Source organism: Leucobacter sp., assembly GCF_053528595.1.
In genome coordinates this window covers 48563-65351 of record NZ_JAIVPF010000086.1, presented here as the reverse complement: position 1 = coordinate 65351, position 16789 = coordinate 48563, and the positions used below count along the sequence as shown (strand labels likewise).

General features: G+C 72.9%; 15 protein-coding genes. 11 read left to right on the top strand and 4 right to left on the bottom strand.

Features of this window, described 5'->3' with window-relative positions; translation table 11 throughout:
- Positions 1-130: 130 nt before the first annotated feature.
- The 4 genes from ACWKZU_RS17470 to pheT are packed head-to-tail and all read left to right on the top strand — an operon-like array spanning position 131 to position 6466.
- Positions 131-886 carry a LamB/YcsF family protein gene (locus ACWKZU_RS17470; protein WP_449283611.1) on the top strand — a complete coding sequence of 252 codons (756 nt, stop codon included), beginning with the start codon at positions 131-133 and terminating at the stop codon, positions 884-886.
- The gene (locus ACWKZU_RS17465) at positions 887-2764 is read left to right on the top strand and encodes a 5-oxoprolinase subunit B/C family protein (RefSeq protein ID WP_449283610.1); all 1878 of its coding nucleotides are present in this window, start codon (positions 887-889) and stop codon (positions 2762-2764) included.
- Positions 2765-2798: 34 nt separating this feature from the next.
- On the top strand, positions 2799-3848 hold the full coding sequence (pheS, locus tag ACWKZU_RS17460) for a phenylalanine--tRNA ligase subunit alpha (protein ID WP_449283609.1): 1050 nt from the start codon (positions 2799-2801) through the stop codon (positions 3846-3848).
- On the top strand, positions 3848-6466 hold the full coding sequence (gene pheT / locus ACWKZU_RS17455) for a phenylalanine--tRNA ligase subunit beta (protein ID WP_449283608.1): 2619 nt from the start codon (positions 3848-3850) through the stop codon (positions 6464-6466). Before pheS ends, pheT begins: the two co-directional genes overlap by 1 nt.
- Positions 6467-6497: 31 nt before the next feature.
- On the opposite strand, the gene ACWKZU_RS17450 is transcribed toward pheT, so the two are convergent.
- Entirely contained in the window at positions 6498-7358 is an 861-nt protein-coding gene (locus tag ACWKZU_RS17450) for a sulfurtransferase (RefSeq protein WP_449283607.1), read from the bottom strand.
- Positions 7359-7819: 461 nt separating this feature from the next.
- Here ACWKZU_RS17450 and ACWKZU_RS17445 point away from each other — a divergent pair, with 461 nt between their 5' ends.
- Both ACWKZU_RS17445 and ACWKZU_RS17440 read left to right on the top strand, forming a co-directional pair.
- Entirely contained in the window at positions 7820-8230 is a 411-nt protein-coding gene (locus tag ACWKZU_RS17445) for a hypothetical protein (RefSeq protein WP_449283606.1), read from the top strand.
- Positions 8227-8661, top strand: coding sequence for a VOC family protein (locus ACWKZU_RS17440; protein ID WP_449283605.1), 435 nt, complete (start codon positions 8227-8229; stop codon positions 8659-8661). Before ACWKZU_RS17445 ends, ACWKZU_RS17440 begins: the two co-directional genes overlap by 4 nt.
- Positions 8662-8667: 6 nt before the next feature.
- On the opposite strand, the gene ACWKZU_RS17435 is transcribed toward ACWKZU_RS17440, so the two are convergent.
- The gene (locus tag ACWKZU_RS17435) at positions 8668-9105 is read right to left on the bottom strand and encodes a VOC family protein (protein ID WP_449283604.1); all 438 of its coding nucleotides are present in this window, start codon (positions 9103-9105) and stop codon (positions 8668-8670) included.
- Positions 9106-9133: 28 nt separating this feature from the next.
- Positions 9134-9577 carry a VOC family protein gene (locus tag ACWKZU_RS17430; protein WP_449283603.1) on the bottom strand — a complete coding sequence of 148 codons (444 nt, stop codon included), beginning with the start codon at positions 9575-9577 and terminating at the stop codon, positions 9134-9136.
- Positions 9578-9759: 182 nt separating this feature from the next.
- Here ACWKZU_RS17430 and ACWKZU_RS17425 point away from each other — a divergent pair, with 182 nt between their 5' ends.
- Positions 9760-10674 (top strand): VOC family protein, encoded by a 915-nt coding sequence (locus ACWKZU_RS17425; protein WP_449283602.1) that lies wholly within the window; start codon positions 9760-9762, stop codon positions 10672-10674.
- Positions 10675-10804: 130 nt separating this feature from the next.
- Here ACWKZU_RS17425 and ACWKZU_RS17420 read toward each other — a convergent pair whose 3' ends face one another.
- The gene (locus tag ACWKZU_RS17420; protein ID WP_449283601.1) at positions 10805-12094 is read right to left on the bottom strand and encodes a threonine/serine exporter family protein; all 1290 of its coding nucleotides are present in this window, start codon (positions 12092-12094) and stop codon (positions 10805-10807) included.
- A gap of 122 nt (positions 12095-12216) precedes the next feature.
- On the opposite strand from ACWKZU_RS17420, the gene ACWKZU_RS17415 reads away from it, so the two are divergent.
- The 4 genes from ACWKZU_RS17415 to ACWKZU_RS17400 all read left to right on the top strand — a co-directional run bounded on the left by ACWKZU_RS17415 (position 12217) and on the right by ACWKZU_RS17400 (position 16784).
- Positions 12217-12891, top strand: a complete 675-nt coding sequence (locus tag ACWKZU_RS17415) for a GntR family transcriptional regulator (RefSeq protein WP_449283600.1) — start codon at positions 12217-12219, stop codon at positions 12889-12891.
- Complete coding sequence (locus ACWKZU_RS17410; RefSeq protein WP_449283599.1) at positions 12888-14426, top strand: MmgE/PrpD family protein; 1539 nt, start codon at positions 12888-12890, stop codon at positions 14424-14426. The genes ACWKZU_RS17415 and ACWKZU_RS17410 overlap by 4 nt, the downstream gene beginning before the upstream one ends.
- A 144-nt stretch (positions 14427-14570) precedes the next feature.
- Positions 14571-15482 carry a methylisocitrate lyase gene (gene prpB / locus ACWKZU_RS17405; protein WP_449283598.1) on the top strand — a complete coding sequence of 304 codons (912 nt, stop codon included), beginning with the start codon at positions 14571-14573 and terminating at the stop codon, positions 15480-15482.
- Positions 15483-15596: 114 nt separating this feature from the next.
- Complete coding sequence (locus ACWKZU_RS17400) at positions 15597-16784, top strand: bifunctional 2-methylcitrate synthase/citrate synthase (protein ID WP_449283597.1); 1188 nt, start codon at positions 15597-15599, stop codon at positions 16782-16784.
- The last annotated feature ends 5 nt before the right edge of the window (positions 16785-16789 follow it).

The window sequence follows — 16789 nt, the reverse complement described above, 5'->3', positions numbered from 1 at the left end:
GCCTCCAGTGTACGAGGTCGGAGCGGCGGGCCCGGACGGGCCCGGACCGCCGATCCCCAGCCCGATGCTCCACAATGGGATCAGAGACGTGCGGGGCCGCGACGAGACGGCCCGGCGACGGAGGAGGGACATGTCGGCGATCGACCTGAACAGCGACCTCGGCGAGTCGTTCGGGGGCTACCGCCTCGGCGACGACGCGGCCGTGCTCGCCTCGGTGTCGAGTGCGAACGTGGCCTGCGGCTTCCACGGCGGCGACCCCCTGGGAATCCGCGCGACCTGCCGGGCGGCGGTGGCCGCCGGCGTCACCATCGGCGCCCATCCGGGCTACCGCGACCTGGCGGGCTTCGGGCGGCGCTTCATCGACGTCGAGCCGCACGAGCTCACGGACGAGGTGATCTATCAGATCGGAGCGCTCCAGGCCCTCGCCCGCAGCGTGGGCGGCGAGGTGCGCTACGTCAAGCCGCACGGCGGGCTCTACAACGCGATCGCGGTGCACGAGGGCCAGGCGCTCGCGGTCGTGCGCGCCGTTCTGGAGGTGGACGACCGGCTGCCGCTCATGGTCCTGCCCGGCTCGGTCGCCGAGCGGGTGGCCCGCGACGCCGGCCTGCGCACGGTGGCCGAGGCCTTCGCCGATCGCGGGTACCTCCCCGACGGCACGCTCGTGAAGCGCGGCACGCCCGGCGCCCTGTTGGCGGGGGACGCCGCGATCGCGCAGGCGCTGCGCTTCGCGCGGGGCGAAGCCATGACCGCGGTCGACGGCAGCCTGCTGCGCCTCGAGACCGAGAGCATCTGCCTGCACGGCGACAATCCCGAGGCGGTGCTGCTCGCGCGCCGCATCCGCAGCGAGCTCGAGCACGAGGGCGTCGAGATCCGGAGCTTCGCCTAGATGGTGCGCGGCGGATCGGACGCGCGGCCCGCCGCGGGGCGACCCGCCGCGCCGAGGATCCTGCCGGTCGGCGACCTCGCGATCCTCGTGGAGCCGGCGGATCTCGACGCCGTGCTCGCGACCGCCGCGGCGCTGCGGCGGCTCCGGCTCCCGGGCGTCGTCGACATCGTCCCCGCAGCGCGCACCGTGCTGGTGCGCTGCGCGGAGCGCGCCGCCGTGCGGCGGGTCGCCGCGGCAGTGGCGGGCGCCGACCCCGCGGACGACCCGAGCGCGGGCACGGAGCGCGAGGTGGTGATCGACGTCGTCTACGACGGCGCCGATCTCGCCGCCGTGGGCGAGCTCACGGGGCTCGGGGCCGGCGGCGTCGTGGCAGCCCACAGCGGCACCGCGTGGCGGGCGGCCTTCGGGGGATTCGCTCCCGGCTTCGTGTATCTCGCCGGCGGCGACGGGCGACTCGAGGTGCCGCGGCTCGACTCGCCGCGCACGGCCGTCCCCGCGGGCTCGGTCGCGATCGCCGGCGGCTTCTCGGCGGTCTACCCCGGCGAGTCGCCGGGTGGCTGGCGGCTGCTGGGGCGCACCGGGCAGCGCATGTGGGACGAGACGCGGGATCCGCCCGCGCTCGTCGCGCCGGGCGACACGGTGCGGTTCCGTGCGGTGCGCGAGTCGCTGGAGGTGCGACGGGCGGCTCCGGGCGACGCGGAGGCGGCGGGCGAGAGGCGCGCGACGGAGGACGCCGCAGCGACTGCCGAGCCCGAGGGGCCGCCCCGGTGGGCCGGACCGTCCGAGCCCGTGCTGACCGTCGTCGACCCCGGGATGCTCACGCTCGTGCAGGACGCCGGACGGCCGGGCCGAGCGGCCGTGGGCGTGGCCGAATCCGGCGCGCTGGATCGCGCGGCCCTGCGACGGGCCAACCGCGCCGTCGGCAACCGCCCCGGGGCGGCTGCGCTCGAGAACCTGAACGGCGGCCTCGCCCTGCGGACCCGGCGACCGCTCCTCGTCGCGGTCACCGGCACCGACGCCGAGGTGCGGGTCGAGGAGTTCCGCAGCTCCACGATCCACTCGATGCCGGTCGGGAACCCCTTCGAGCTGCTGCCCGGCGAGACCCTGCGGCTCGGTGCCCCGTCGAGCGGGTTGCGCTGCTACGTGGCCGTGCGGGGCGGGGTCGCTGGGCGCGCGGTGCTCGGCAGCCTCTCCCACGACAGCCTGTCCGGGCTGGGGCCCGCACCGCTGCGGGCGGGCGACCGGCTGCCGGTCGGTCCGGAGCCCGACGGCGGCGCGCGGCAGGTGCCCGAGCCCCGGCGGCACGGGGGAGCCGTCGTGCTGCGCTTCGTGCCCGGCCCGAGGGACGACTGGTTCACGGCGGAGTCGACGGCGTCGTTCGTCTCACGGGCGTGGCGCGTGACGCCCCGGTCGAATCGCGTGGGCCTGCGGCTCGACGGCGCACCGCTGGAGCGGGAGCTCCCGGGCGAGCTCCCGACCGAGGGCATGGTGCGCGGTTCGGTGCAGGTGCCGCCGGACGGCCTGCCCGTGCTCTTCCTCGCGGACCACCCGGTCACGGGGGGCTATCCGGTGATCGGCACCGTCATCGACGCGGACCTCGACCGCGCCGCCCAGCTGCGGCCCGGGGCCGAGGTCCGGTTCGCCCAGGTGGCACCCGACGATCCGGGCCCGGATCGCGGTGCCGCGGTCACCGCGCCCGAGCGGGTCTCCTTCTCGCTCGAGGTCGACGGCCGCCGCTACGGCGTGACCGTGCCCGGGCCCCTCGCCGCGGCCCTCGAGGAGCGGCTCTCCGACCCGGACGACACCCGTCTCGCCGCTGCGCTCGCGCCGATCGTCGCCGCGTGCGAGGCGCGCGGGCCGGATGCTCCGGAGCGGTGAGGCCGCCCGCTCGATCCCGGTAGGATAGAGCCTTGTGTCAGAGACCACCAGCAGCAATCCGATCACCCGGGAAGCCGCCGACGCGGCTGTCGACGCGGCGCTCGCCGCCTTCGCCGCCGCCGGCTCCGTCGCAGGCCTGAAGGCCGCCCGCACCGAGCACGCCGGCGACGCCTCGGCCATCGCCAGGCTCAACGCGCTCATGCGCGAGGTGCCGAAGGACGAGAAGGCCGCCACCGGCAAGCTCATGGGCCAGGCCCGCGGGCGCATCGAGGGCGCCTACAAGGGGCGCGAGGCCGAGCTGGTCGAGCAGGAGGCCGCGGAGCGCCTCGTCGCCGAGACCGTGGACGTCACTGCGGCGCCCGTGCGGCGCCGGGCGGGCACCCGCCATCCCCTCGCGCAGTTGCAGGAGGAGGCCGCCGACATCTTCATCGGCATGGGTTGGGAGATCGCGGAGGGACCCGAGATCGAGCACGAGTGGTTCAACTTCGACGCCCTCGGCTTCGATCCCGACCATCCCGCCCGCGCGATGCAGGACACCTTCTTCGTGGAGCCCGCCGATCGGCACCTGCTGCTGCGCACGCACACCTCGCCGGTGCAGGTCCGCGCCCTGCTGAACCGCGAGCTGCCGGTCTACGTCGTCGCCCCCGGCCGCGTCTACCGCACGGATGAGCTCGACGCCACGCACACCCCCGTGTTCCAGCAGATCGAGGGCCTCGCGATCGATCGCGGTCTGACCATGGCGCACCTGCGCGGCACGCTCGAGCACTTCGCCCGGCAGATGTTCGGCGAGGAGGCGAAGATCCGCCTGCGCCCCAACTTCTTCCCCTTCACCGAGCCCTCCGCCGAGATGGACGTGTGGCAGCCGCACGCCAAGGGCGGGGCGCGCTGGGTCGAGTGGGGCGGCTGCGGCATGGTCGACCCGAGGGTGCTGCTCGCCGCGGGCATCGATCCCGAGCAGTACCAGGGCTTCGCCTTCGGCATGGGCATCGAGCGCACGCTGCAGTTCCGTCACGAGCTCAACGACATGCGCGACATGGTCGAGGGCGATGTGAGATTCAACCGTCAGTTCGGAGGACTGGTCTAATGCGCGTTCCACTCAGCTGGCTCGGCGAGTACGTCTCGCTGCCCGAGAGCGTCACCCCGGAACAGGCGCACGCCGATCTCGTGCGCGTGGGCTTCGAGGAGGAGTCGATCCGACGTTTCGACGTGACCGGCCCCGTCGTCGTGGGCGAGGTGCTGTCGCGCGAGCCCGAGGAGCACTCCAACGGCAAGACCGTGAACTGGTGCCGGGTGCGGGTCGCGGCTCCCGGCGAGCGCGCGGCCGACGGCGGTGAGGACGTGCGCGGGATCGTCTGCGGCGCCCACAACTTCGACGCCGGCGACAAGGTCGTGGTGTGCCTCCCCGGTGCGGTGCTGCCCGGGGACTTCCGCATCGCAGCCCGCAAGACCTACGGTCACGTCTCCGACGGCATGATCGCCTCGGCGCGTGAGCTCTCGCTCGGCGAGGACCACGACGGCATCATCGTGCTCTCGCGCCTGGGCCTCGATCCGGGCGTCGGCGAGGACGCGAAGGCGCTCCTGGGCCTCGACGACACGGCCGTCGAGATCAACGTGACCCCGGACCGCGGCTACGCCTTCTCGATCCGCGGCGTGGCCCGCGAATACGCCCACTCGACCGGGACGGAGTTCCGCGATCCCGCGCTCGCGGTGTCGCCGGCCTCCGCCTCGGGCTTCCCGGTGGCCATCGACGACGAGGCGCCCATCCGCGGCCGCGTCGGTGCGACGGGCTTCGTGGCCCGCGTGGTCCGAGGCATCGATCAGTCGCGCCCGACGCCGCCGTGGATGGCCGCGCGCCTGCAGCTCGCGGGCATCCGCTCGCTCTCGCTCGAGGTCGACATCTCGAACTACGTGATGCTCGAGCTGGGGCAGCCGCTGCACGCCTACGACCTGGCCAAGCTGCAGGGCGGGATCACCGTGCGGCGCGCCCGTGCGGGGGAGGCCCTCGTGACGCTCGACGGCCAGGAGCGCGCTCTGCACCCCGAGGATCTGCTCATCACCGACGAGTCCGGGCCGATCGGACTCGCCGGTGTGATGGGCGGCGAGTCGACCAAGGCGGACGAGTCGACGGTGGACGTGCTCGTGGAGGCCGCGACCTTCGACCCGGTGTCGGTGGCCCGCACCGCCCGCCGGCACAAGCTGCCCAGCGAGGCCTCGAGGCGCTTCGAGCGCGGCGTCGATCCGCTCGTCGCCCGCGCCGCGGCGCAGCGCATGGTCGACCTGCTGGTCGGGCTCGCCGGCGGCACCGCCGACGAGCTCGGCGCCGAGATCGTGCCCGAGTGGGAGCCGGCCGTCGTGCGACTGCGCGCCTCCAGCGTCAACGGGCTGCTCGGAACCGACTACAGCGACGAGGAGATTCGCGGCGCGATCGAGATGATCGGCTGCACGATCTCGCTCGGAACGGCCGGCGATCCGGATCTGCTCCTCGTGACCCCGCCCAGCTGGCGCTCCGACCTCACCCGGGCCGCAGACCTGATCGAGGAGGTCGCCCGCATCGTCGGCTACGACCGCATCCCCTCCGAACTGCCCGTCGCGCCTCCCGGCCGCGGCCTCACCCGCGATCAGCGCCTGCGCCGCCGCGCGGCGAACGTCGCGGCTGCCGCCGGTTTCGACGAGGTGCAGAGCTACCCCTTCGCATCCCGCGCGCAGCTCGACGCCTTCGGCGCGTCGCTCTCCGAGCCGATCGAGGAGACGAACCCCTCGACGGGCTCGGGGTCCGTCGGCGCCATCGCGCTCGCCAACCCGCTCGACGGCGAGGCGCCGTTCCTGCGCCGCTCGCTGCTGCCCGGTCTCGTGACCGCGGCTCAGCGCAACGTCTCCCGAGGCCTCACCGACCTCGCCCTCGTCGAGTTCGGCGCGGTGTTCGAGCCCGGTGCCGAGGGGGCCGCCCTCGGCACCGACTCCGTTCCACCGCTCGCCGAGCGGCCGGACGACGAGGTGCTCGCACGCCTCGACGCCTCGATCCCGCGCCAGCCGCACCGCGCGGCGGGCCTGCTGCTCGGCGACGCCGTGGTCAAGCAGCCGGGCGAGGCGGAACGCGTCTACGACTGGGCCGACGCGCTCGACGCCGCTCACACGATCGCGGGCGCCGTGTCGGCCGAGCTGGTCGTCTCGCAGGGCTCGCACCGGGCGTTCCACCCCGGCCGCACCGCCGAGCTCGCGATCCGGGTGGGCGCCGATGGCGAGCCGAGCGATGCCGACGGCGACGAGGGCGGCCTCGAGATCGTCGGCGTTGCGGGCGAGCTGCTGCCCGAGCTCGTGGCCGGTCACCATCTTCCCGGCCGCGTCGCGGCGTTCGAGCTCGACCTCGAGCGCATCATCGAGCTGGCGCCGCGCGAGCCCGAGACCTTCCCGCTCTCCGGATATCCGGCGGCGACGCAGGACCTCACGCTCGTGGTGGCGGACGACGTGCCGGCCGGGGACGTGCTCGCCGTGGTCGAGGCGGGTGCCGGCGAGCTCCTCGAGCACGCACGCGTCGTCGACGACTACCGCGGTCCCGGCATCGAGGACGGGCAGAAGGCGCTCACGTTCGCGCTGCGCTTCCGCGCGGGCGACCGCACCCTGAAGGCCGAGGAGGCCAGCGAGGCGAAGCTCGCGGGGGTCGCCGCGGCCGAGCTCGCCTTCGGCGCCAGGCTGCGCGAGTAGCCGCGGAGCGGCCCCGGTCCGCTCGTGCCCGCTACCCGCGGGCCACGGGCAGGCCGTGGTTCGACCACTGCGACCAGGAGCCGGGGAACAGAGCGCCGGGGAAGCCCGCGAGGGCGAGCGCGACCAGGTTGTGCGCGGCCGTCACCCCCGAGCCGCAGTAGCTCGCCACCGGCGAGCCCTCGCCCACCCCGGCGTCGAGGAAACGCCGGCGCAGCTCGGTGCCGAGCAGGAACCGCCCGTCGGCGTCGAGGTTCTCGCCGGTGGGCGTGCTGAGCGCGCCCGGGATGTGGCCGGCGCGGGGATCGACGGGCTCCTCCTCGCCGCGGTACCGCTCCGGGGCGCGAGCATCGAGGAGCGCTCCGCCGCCCTCCACGAACGGTGCGACTTCGGCGAGCTCGAGCACCGGCATCCCTCCGGGCTCGAGCACCGCGTCCCCCGGCTCGGGGCGCACGTCGCCGGTCTCGAGCGGGTAGCCGGCCGCCTGCCACGCGGGCAGCGCCCCGTCGAGCAGGCGGACATCGGCGAAGCCGTGATAGCGGAGCAGCCACCACGCGCGGGCCGAGGCCAGGTTGCCCCAGCCGTCGTAGACGACGACCGAGTCCTGCCGTCGCACGCCCCAGCGGCGCGCGGCCTCCTGCAGCTGCTGCGGGTCCGGCAGCGGATGCCGGCCGTGCTGCGGACCCCGGTGCCGCGACAGCTCGGTGTCGAGGTCCACGTAGACGGCGCCCGGCAGGTGGCCGGCCGCGTGATCGACTCGCCCGTCGGGCTGGGCGAGCGTCCAGCGCACGTCGAGCAGCCGGACGCGGGGCGCCTCGGCGGGGAGCCGGGGCTCGCGCTCCAGCCGTTCGGCGAGCTCCTGGGCGGTGATGAGGATCTGCGCGCGTGTCGTCATGGACAAGGACTCTACTGCCCCTCCGCGCGCGACAGGAGATGCCCCGCACCCCGGGTTCTCGAGCATCGGCCGTCTGGCGCGGGGTGGGGTCCGCCGCGCGCCGGAGCGTAAGGTGGGGCTATGAGGATCGCGATCGCCGGGGGAACCGGAACCGTCGGGGCGCACGCCGTGCGTTTGGCCGAGGAGGCGGGGCACGAGGCGATCGTGCTCTCCCGGGGGAGCGGAATGGACCTGGTGTCGGGCCGGGGGCTCGATCTCACCGGTGTCGACGCCGTGATCGACGCATCGGGGCCTCGACCACCTCCGCGTCGAAGGCCATCGACTTCTTCGAGGCGGTCACCGCGACGCTGCACCGGGCCGAGCGCGAGGCCGGGATCGGGCACCACGTCGCGCTGTCGATCGTCGGCGCCGCAGCGGCCCCGCACGGGTACTACGCGGGCAAGGCGGCGCAGGAGCGGGCGGTGGCGGCGGGCCCGGTTCCCTGGACCATTCTGCGCGCCACCCAGTTCTTCGAGTTCGCGGAGCAGGTGGCGGTGCCCCTCGCCGCCTGGCGCATCGTGCCCGCCATGCGCTCCCAGCCCGTCGCCGCGGCCTCGGTCGCCGCGCGGCTCGTGCGATTGGCCGAGCAGGGGCCGGCCGGGGACGCGCCGGATCTGGCGGGGCCCCGCGAGATGCGCATCGCCGAGCTGCTGCGAGCGGTCTCCGCGGCGCGGGGGCGCCCGACCCGCGTCGTCGAACTGCCGCTTCCCGGCGGCTTCGGGCGCGCGCTGCGCGACGGCGCGGCGCTGCCGGGGCCCGATGCGCAGCTCGATGCCGTGACGGTCGAGGAGTGGCTGGGGGAGTCCGTTCGCGGCGAGGAGGGCGACCGGTGAGCGGGATCACGCCCTATCTGCTGTTCCCCGGGAGCGCGGAGGATGCGCTGACCTTCTACCGCTCGGTGTTCGGCGGTGATCTGCGCCTCAACACCTTCCGCGAGTTCGGGCGCGCCGATGGCCCGGCGGACGCCATCGCCCACGGCGTGCTCAGCGGGCCCGTGGCGCTCTACGGCGCCGACGCCGGGGCCGACGAGGACGCGCTGCACCCGACCGGCATGCTCCTCGCCCTCCTGGGGGCGGCCGAGCCCGCCGCCCTGCACGCCTGGTTCGATGCGCTCGGCGAGGGAGGGCGGGTGCTCGAACCCCTCGAGCCGCGGGCCTGGGGCGCCGCCGACGGCCAGGTGGTCGACCGCTACGGGGTCCGGTGGCTCGTCGGATACGAGTGCGCGCCCGCCGCCGTCGCGGCCGACGCGCGCCCGGAGAGGTGAGCGGACTCAGGGCTTCTGCAGCGCCTGCGCGAGCATCACGATGATGCCGCTCGGGCCGCGGAGGTAGCTCAGCTTGTAGACGTCTCCGTAGGTCGCCACCCCGCGAAGCGGATGGCAGCCGTGCCGCGCGGCGATCGCGACGGCCTCGTCGATGTCGTCGACGGAGAACGCGACGCGGTGCATGCCGATCTCGTTCGGCCGGGTGGGCTCCGTCTCGATCGCCTCCGGGTGGATGTATTCGAAGAGTTCCAGGCGGCCGTGCCCGTCGGGCGTCTGGAGCATCGCGATCCTCGCGCGGTTGCCGTCGAGGCCGACGGCCGTGTCGGCCCACTCCCCGCTCACCGTGTCGCGACCGAGGACCGTGAGGCCGAGATCGGTGAAGAAGGCGATCGCGGCCTCGAGATCGCGGACGGCGATGCCGACGTTCTCGAGCACGATGGGCATGGTGGTCGGCTCCTCGCTTCGCCGGGTCTCAGCGCCCGTCCGGATCGTCCGCCTGCGGCGCGAGGCTGAACATCCAGGGCACGCCGAATCGATCCCTCAGCATGCCGAAGGTGTCTCCCCACGGCGCGCGCTCGAACGGCTCGACGATGTCCGCGCCGGCCGAGAGACCCTCCCACGCCGCGCGGATCCTGGCCGCGTCGTCTCCCGAGACGCTGATCGAGTTGCCGCCCGTCGACGCGTCGGGGGCCTCGGCCATGGATGCCGGATAGTCGGCGGCCATGATGGTGAGGCCGTCCTCGGTCTCGAGCTGGCCGTGCATGATCTTCTCGGCCTCGTCGTCGCCGCCCATCACGCCGGGGATCGAGTCGTACCGCATCAGGTCGAGGGAGCCGCCGAGCACGGAGTGGTAGAACTCGAGCGCCTCGCGGGCGTTGCCGTGGAAGTTGAGGTAGGGATTGAGGCGGACGGACATGATCTGCTCCCAGCTGCTGCGTCGTCGGTGGCGCGGGCCGGCGGGGTGCGGCCCCGGGTCCCATTCTGCGCGCATCGGGCCGGGGCGACAAGGGGGAGTCGCGGACGCGGGGCGCCCCTTGCCGCTTCGCACGAGCGGGCGGATACTGGGGAGCAGCACCGTCCCGGGCAGAGGAGGCCGCCGTGCAGAAGATCGTGACCAACATCTGGTGCAATCGCGACGCGGAGGAGGCCGGTGCGTACTACGCCGCGGTGTTCCCGGGCGCCGTATCGACGGTCGAGTCCCGGTATCCGGAAACCGGGCTGCTCGACTTCCAGCGGGACTTCGCGGGCGCGCCGTTGACGGTGGCCGTCGAGATCCCCGGCGGCGAGCATTCCACGCGGCTGACGCTCATCAACGCCGGGGACGAGTTCCGGCCCAACCCGAGCATCTCGCTCATGCTGAACTTCGATCCGCTCGTGTTCGGCGGCAGCGAGGATGCTGCGCGGGATCGGCTCGACCTCGTATGGCGGGCCCTCTCCGACGGCGGCACCGTGCTCATGCCGATCGGCGAGTATCCGTTCAGCGCGCGCTACGGCTGGGTCGAGGATCGATACGGGGTGAGCTGGCAGCTCATGCTCACGGATCCGGACGGGGATCCCCGGCCCTTCGTGATCCCGTCGCTCATGTTCTCCGGCGCGGTGCAGAACCGGGCCTCGGAGGCGATCGATTTCTACGTCTCGGTGTTCGAGGATGCCGCGGCGGGCAGCCGGTATCCCTACGGCGAGCAGACCGGACCGGCGGCGCCCGACGCGCTCATGTTCGGCGAGTTCCGGATCGGCGATCAGTGGTTCGCGGTCATGGACTCCGCCGTGGAGCAGGACGCCCCCTTCACGTGCGGCGTGTCGCTCGAGGTGCAGTGCGCGGATCAGTCGGAGATCGATCGCCTGTGGGGCGCCCTGTCCGCCGTGCCCGAGGCCGAGCAGTGCGGCTGGCTCGCCGACCGCTTCGGTGTGAGCTGGCAGATCGTGCCGGCGAACATGGGCGAGCTCATGGAGCACCCGGGGGCCTTCGAGCGCATGATGCCGATGAAGAAGATCGTCATCGCCGATCTCTGAGGGACCTCGGGAGCCGTCGGGCGAGGCTCGCCGGTCCCCGGGGAGCACGGGCGATGATCCTGAGCGCAGCCCCGCAGCCCCGCAGCCCCGGAGCCGTGCGCGCCGTGCCCCGGCTGCGTGCGAACCCCGCTCACCGGGAAGCCGCGCCTCTCCGGGCGAGCACCCGCGCCCACGGGGTGTCGGTGACGACCGACCCGACCTTGATGCCGATGCAGAGCGCGACGAAGGTCGCGGGGGCCGCGAGGAGTGCTGCGCCGTCCGAGGAGGTGAGGGCCACGAGGCCGACGGTGCCCGGTACGAGCAGCAGGAACGCGGGTTGAAAGGTGATCGCTGCGGGCACGGAGAGGCCGGAGCGCTCGAGCGCGCGGGCGGCGACGAAGAGCACCGCGGCGGCGATCCCGGTGGACACGGCGCCCCCGACCACGGGGGTCAGCGCGGTCAGCGCCGCGTAAGCGCACACCATGACGGCCACGCCGAGCGCCGTGAGGCGGGACCCGGCCCCGAACGCCAGGCCGACGCCGACGGCGAGCACGGCCACGCCGACCCACGCGAACCACACCGGCGGCAGCGCCGCCCACGCCGGGTGGGTGCTGTCGAGGTTCCCGGCCTCGCCCACGAGCATGGCCGATCCCGGATCGATGCGCAGGCCCGTGACCGCGCCGCCGGCCGTGATCCCGAGCATCATGAACCCCAGGACGATGAGGCCGTACACGAGACGCGACGCGCCGGTGACGATGTCGCTCGCGGTGAGCTCGAGCAGCGCATTCGTGATGAGGGCGCCGGGCACGAGAATGGCGATGGGAGCGCAGACCGCGAAGAGCGGCACCGGACCGAGGTCGATCCAGTCCGAGACGGCGCCGACCAGCAGCGTCGACAGGAACGCCGCGAAGAACGGCAGGATCGCGGTCGCCGCCGGGATCCGGCCCATGACCCGGGCTGCGCCCCCGACGACGCAGCCGACGGCGGTCGCGAGCAGGATCGCCCACCAGGGGCATCGGAACACCGTCGCGAGCCCGAGCGCGATGAGCATGCCCCCGCCGATCCATCGCAGCGATCCGTGCGCGGCCGGGATGTCCCGGATCGCCTGCGCCGCGCGCGCGATGTCGTCGAGGGCGCGCTCGCCGGAGGCGAGGGCGTGGGTGAGGCGCACGGCCTGCGCAGCCTGGCGGATGGAGAGCTCGGAGCGGCCCGTGCTGCCCATCGCCGTCGGCCCCGAACCGCCTTCCCGGCTGACGAGCACCGTGTCGGGGAGCACCGCGAAGGTCAGCGGCTCATCGCGCATCGTGGCGCGCCTGACCGCCTCGAGTTCGTCGCGCACATCGGTGACGGAGAGCCCGGCGTCGAGCAGCAGCGTGCCCAGTGCGACGAACGTCGCATCCCGTGGCTGCTCGCGAGGCTCCGCGGCATCGTTCTCTGGCATGGAGGTATCGTATCGAGCGGCCCCGTCGATCACGTTTCGTATACATAAATCGGAATTCAATCGGGTTTGCTTGCGATATCCGCGTCTTATGTATACGTTAGTAGTGTCCGAAGGAGGTGCGAATGCGTGCGAGCGACCGGGCCTACGCCGAGTTGCTGGGTGAGATCCAGCGCGGTGATCTGCCCCCCGGCTCCGTCGTCGGCGAGGTGGAGCAGGCCGAGCGGCTCGGCGTCAGCCGCACTCCCATGCGCGAGGCGATCGGCCGTCTGGTGGCGGACGGGCTGGTACGCCAGCAGTCGCCGCGGGTGCTGGTGGTCTCGGGCTTCGACGCCGACGACATCCGCGAGCTCTTCGAGGCGCGGCGCGCGCTCGAGGAGACCGCGGCCCGGATCGCCGCCGAACGCGGCGACCGCGCGGTGTTCGCGGCGCTCGCCGCCGACTTCGACGCGGCGCACCCCGAGACCGGAGACGTGGCCGCCGACGACTACTACGCCCTCATCGCGCGCTTCGACGCGGCCGTCGACGCGGCCGTCGACAACGCCTATCTCACGAGCGCGCTGCGCACGGTCCGCACCCACCTCGTGCGCGCCCGTCGGCTCGCCCGCGACAACCGCTCCCGGCTGCGCGCCTCCGTCGCCGAGCACGCGCTCATCGCCGCCGCCATCGGCGACGGCGACGCCGAACTCGCCGCGCACGCCACCCACGTTCACCTCCACAACGCACTCGCCTCGATCCTGGGTTCCATCGCGGACCCGGATCGGGGCTCTTCAGCGCTCACCCCGGAAGGACCGCAATGACCGTCACCCATCACGTCCGCGTCTACAAGAGCGAAGAGGAGCTGCCCCGCGAGGATCAGCTCGCCTGGAAGATCGCCGAGGTCGCCGCCGACCCCGTCGAGGTCGAGCCCGAGGTCGTCGACATGATCATCAACCGGATCATCGACAACGCCTCGGTCGCCGCCGCCTCGCTCAACCGCGGCCCGATCGTCGCGGCCCGCGCTCAGGCCCTCGCGCACCCGGTCTCCACCGGGGGCGCCGGATCCTCGATCTTCGGTCTCGCCGCTGGGGGACCGGGGGCGCGGAAGTCCAGCCCGGAGTGGGCGGCCTGGGCCAACGGCGTCGCCGTGCGCGAACTCGACTACCACGACACCTTCCTGGCGGCCGAGTACTCGCACCCGGGCGACAACATCCCGCCGATCCTCGCCGTCGCGCAGCACGTCGGCAAGGACGGCCGCGCGCTCGTGCGCGGCATCGCGACGGGCTACGAGATCCAGATGGATCTCGTGCGCGCGATCTGCCTGCACAAGCACAAGATCGACCACGTCGCCCACATCGGCCCGTCGGCCGCGGCCGGCATCGGCACCCTGCTCGGCCTCGACGTCGAGACCATCTCCCAGGCGGTCGCGCAGGGACTCCACACCACCACGGCGACCCGCCAGAGCCGCAAGGGCGAGATCTCGACCTGGAAGGCCCACGCCCCGGCGTTCGCGGGCAAGATGGCCGTCGAGGCCGTGGACCGCGCGATGCGCGGCCAGACCTCGCCCTCGCCGATCTACGAGGGCGAGGCCGGCGTGATCGCGTGGATGCTCGACGGGCCCGACGCCTCCTACGACGTGCCGCTGCCCGCGAAGGGCGAGGCGAAGCGCGCGATCCTCGACAGCTACACCAAGGAGCACTCGGCCGAGTATCAGGCGCAGGCATGGATCGACCTCGCCCGCAAGCTGCACAACGAGCGTCCCGAGCTCGCGGATCCCGCGAACATCACGAGCATCGTGCTGCACACGAGCCACCACACCCACTACGTGATCGGCTCGGGCGCGAACGACCCGCAGAAGTACGACCCGCAGGCCTCGCGCGAGACGCTCGATCACTCGATCCCCTACATCTTCGCGGTAGCGCTGCAGGACGGCGGCTGGCACCACGTCGACTCCTACGCCCCGGAGCGCGCCGGTCGCGCGGACACGGTCGAGCTGTGGCAGAAGATCACCACGGCCGAGGACGCGGAGTGGACCCGTCGCTACCACTCCGAGGATCCCGACGAGAAGGCCTTCGGCGGCCGCGTCGAGATCGAGCTCGCCGATGGCACGAGGCTCGTCGACGAGATCGGCGTCGCCGACGCCCACCCGCTCGGCGCGCGGCCCTTCGCCCGGGAGAACTACATCGCGAAGTTCCGCCTCCTCGCCGAACCCGTGCTCGAGCCCGCCGAGATCGAGCGCTTCCTCGAGCTCGTGCAGCGCCTGCCCGAGCTCACGGCGGACGAGGTGCGCGAGCTGAACATCGTCGCGGCCCCCGGTGTGATCGACCTCGACGCCGCCCCGAAGGGGCTGTTCTAGCGCGCCGTGATCCCGCGCGTCCAACCGTGATCCCGCGCGACCCCGACCGTCACTCTGCGCGCAGCCGCAGAATCTACCCGTTCGAAACCGAGATCCTGCGCTCCGCCGGCGCGGCCGCAGGATGACGAAGAAAAGGCGAACCCCATGCTCTACAGCAAGACCACACCCACCGAGAAGCGTCGCCGCTTCCGCGAGCGCCTCGCGAGCGGAGAGCTGCTGCGCTTCCCCGGCGCCTTCAACCCGCTGAGCGCGCGCCTCATCGAGCGCAAGGGGTTCGACGGCGTCTACATCTCCGGCGCCGTGCTCTCCGCAGACCTGGGTCTGCCCGACATCGGCCTGACCACGCTCACCGAGGTGGCGGGACGCGCGCAGCAGATCGCCCGCATGACCGAGCTGCCCGCGATCGTCGACGCCGACACCGGATTCGGCGAGCCGATGAACGTGGCGCGCACGATCCAGACGCTCGAGGACGCCGGGCTCGCCGGCGCTCACATCGAGGACCAGATCAACCCGAAGCGCTGCGGCCACCTCGACGGCAAGGCCGTGGTCGACGAGGGCACGGCGATCAAGCGCATCCGCGCCGCCGTCGATGCTCGGCGGGATCCGGACTTCCTCATCATGGCGCGCACCGACATCCGCGCGACGGCGCCGGGGGCCGAGGGCCTCGAGCTCGCCGTCGACCGCGCGAAGGCCCTGGTCGATGCCGGTGCCGACGCGATCTTCCCCGAGGCCATGCGCACACTCGAGGAGTTCGAGGCGATGCGGAAGGGCGTCGACGTGCCGATCCTCGCCAACATGACGGAGTTCGGCAAGAGCGAGCTCTTCTCGTCGCAGCAGCTCGCCGATATCGGCGTGAACATCGTGATCTGGCCGGTGTCCATGCTCCGGATCGCCATGGGCGCGACGGGGCGGGCGCTCGACACGCTGAACGAGGAGGGGCACCTGACTTCCAAGCTCGGCGAGATGCAGCACCGCGCCGACCTCTACGACCTCATCGACTACGAGGACTACAACCACTTCGACACGAGCGTCTTCAATTTCACCGTCGAGCGCTAACGCTCGCACGGGCCGCGAAGCCGCCGAGTCCAGACCCGGCCCCCGGCTCGTCTTCGCCCGATTCGAGCCGGGGGTCGTACTATCGCAGCAACCGTCGTCAGCAAGGGAGCGAACATGACAGAGAACGAGATCAGGAAGGGCCTCGCGGGTGTCGTCGTCGACTACACCGCCGTCTCGAAGGTGAACCCCGAGACGAACAGCCTGCTCTACCGCGGCTACCCGGTGCAGGAACTCGCGGCGACGCAGCCCTTCGAGGCCGTCGCGCACCTGCTCTGGAACGGCGAACTGCCGAGCGGGGACGAGCTCGCGGAACTGCGGCGCCTCGAGCGTGCGCACCGCGCGCTGCCCGCGAACGTCAAGGCCGCCATCGACCTGCTGCCGCTCGAGGCGCATCCGATGGACGAGGCCCGCACCGCGGTGAGCGTGATCGGCGCCTCGGACACGACGGCCGGCGGATCGGTGCTCGACGCCTCGGGCAGCCCCGAGGAGAACCTCGCGCGCTCGATCCGCCTCTACGCCGCGCTCCCGGCGATCGTGGCGTACGGCCAGCGCCGCCGCCGGGGCCTCGAGGCGGTCGAGCCCCGCGACGACCTCGACTACGCGGCCAACTTCCTCTGGATGACCTTCGGCGAGGAGGCCGACGAGGTGGTCGTCGACGCGTTCAACCGCTCGATGATCCTCTACGCCGAGCACTCCTTCAACGCCTCGACCTTCACGGCGCGCGTGGTCACCTCGACGCTCTCCGATCTCTACTCGGCGGTGGTCGCCGCGATCGGCGCGCTCAAGGGCCCGCTGCACGGCGGGGCGAACGAGGCCGTGCTGCACATCATGAACGAGATCGGCTCGGCCGAGAACGTCGTGCCGTGGCTCGACCGCGCGCTCGCCGAGAAGCGCAAGATCATGGGCTTCGGGCACCGCGTGTACAAGAAGGGCGACTCGCGCGTGCCGACCATGAAGGCGGCGCTCGACACGCTCGTCGAGCACTACGACCGGCCCGACGTGGCCGCGCTGTACACCGCGCTCGAGAGCGAGTTCGTCTCGCGCAAGGGCATCTACCCCAATCTCGACTACCCGTCGGGGCCGGCCTACGACCTCATCGGCTTCGACACGCTCACCTTCACCCCGCTGTTCATCGCCTCGCGCGTGACGGGCTGGACCGCGCACATCATGGAGCAGGCGGCGTCGAACGCGCTGATCCGCCCGCTGTCGGCCTACAACGGGCCCGATGAGCGCCACATCGAGGGTTACGTCGCGAGCGCCGAGGAGCGCGCGGCGGCGGAGCGGGAGGCCGAGGCAGGCTAGCGGGA

Bases quoted from the DNA above. Each gene is read 5' to 3' on its own strand.
- ACWKZU_RS17470 (WP_449283611.1), top strand. From the start codon at position 131: ATGTCGGCGATCGACCTGAACAGCGACCTCGGCGAGTCGTTCGGGGGC.
- ACWKZU_RS17465 (WP_449283610.1), top strand. From the start codon at position 887: ATGGTGCGCGGCGGATCGGACGCGCGGCCCGCCGCGGGGCGACCCGCC.
- pheT (WP_449283608.1), top strand. From the start codon at position 3,848: ATGCGCGTTCCACTCAGCTGGCTCGGCGAGTACGTCTCGCTGCCCGAG.
- ACWKZU_RS17450 (WP_449283607.1), bottom strand. From the start codon at position 7,358: ATGACGACACGCGCGCAGATCCTCATCACCGCCCAGGAGCTCGCCGAA.
- ACWKZU_RS17435 (WP_449283604.1), bottom strand. From the start codon at position 9,105: ATGCCCATCGTGCTCGAGAACGTCGGCATCGCCGTCCGCGATCTCGAG.
- ACWKZU_RS17430 (WP_449283603.1), bottom strand. From the start codon at position 9,577: ATGTCCGTCCGCCTCAATCCCTACCTCAACTTCCACGGCAACGCCCGC.
- ACWKZU_RS17420 (WP_449283601.1), bottom strand. From the start codon at position 12,094: ATGCCAGAGAACGATGCCGCGGAGCCTCGCGAGCAGCCACGGGATGCG.
- ACWKZU_RS17415 (WP_449283600.1), top strand. From the start codon at position 12,217: ATGCGTGCGAGCGACCGGGCCTACGCCGAGTTGCTGGGTGAGATCCAG.
- ACWKZU_RS17410 (WP_449283599.1), top strand. From the start codon at position 12,888: ATGACCGTCACCCATCACGTCCGCGTCTACAAGAGCGAAGAGGAGCTG.
- prpB (WP_449283598.1), top strand. From the start codon at position 14,571: ATGCTCTACAGCAAGACCACACCCACCGAGAAGCGTCGCCGCTTCCGC.
- ACWKZU_RS17400 (WP_449283597.1), top strand. From the start codon at position 15,597: ATGACAGAGAACGAGATCAGGAAGGGCCTCGCGGGTGTCGTCGTCGAC.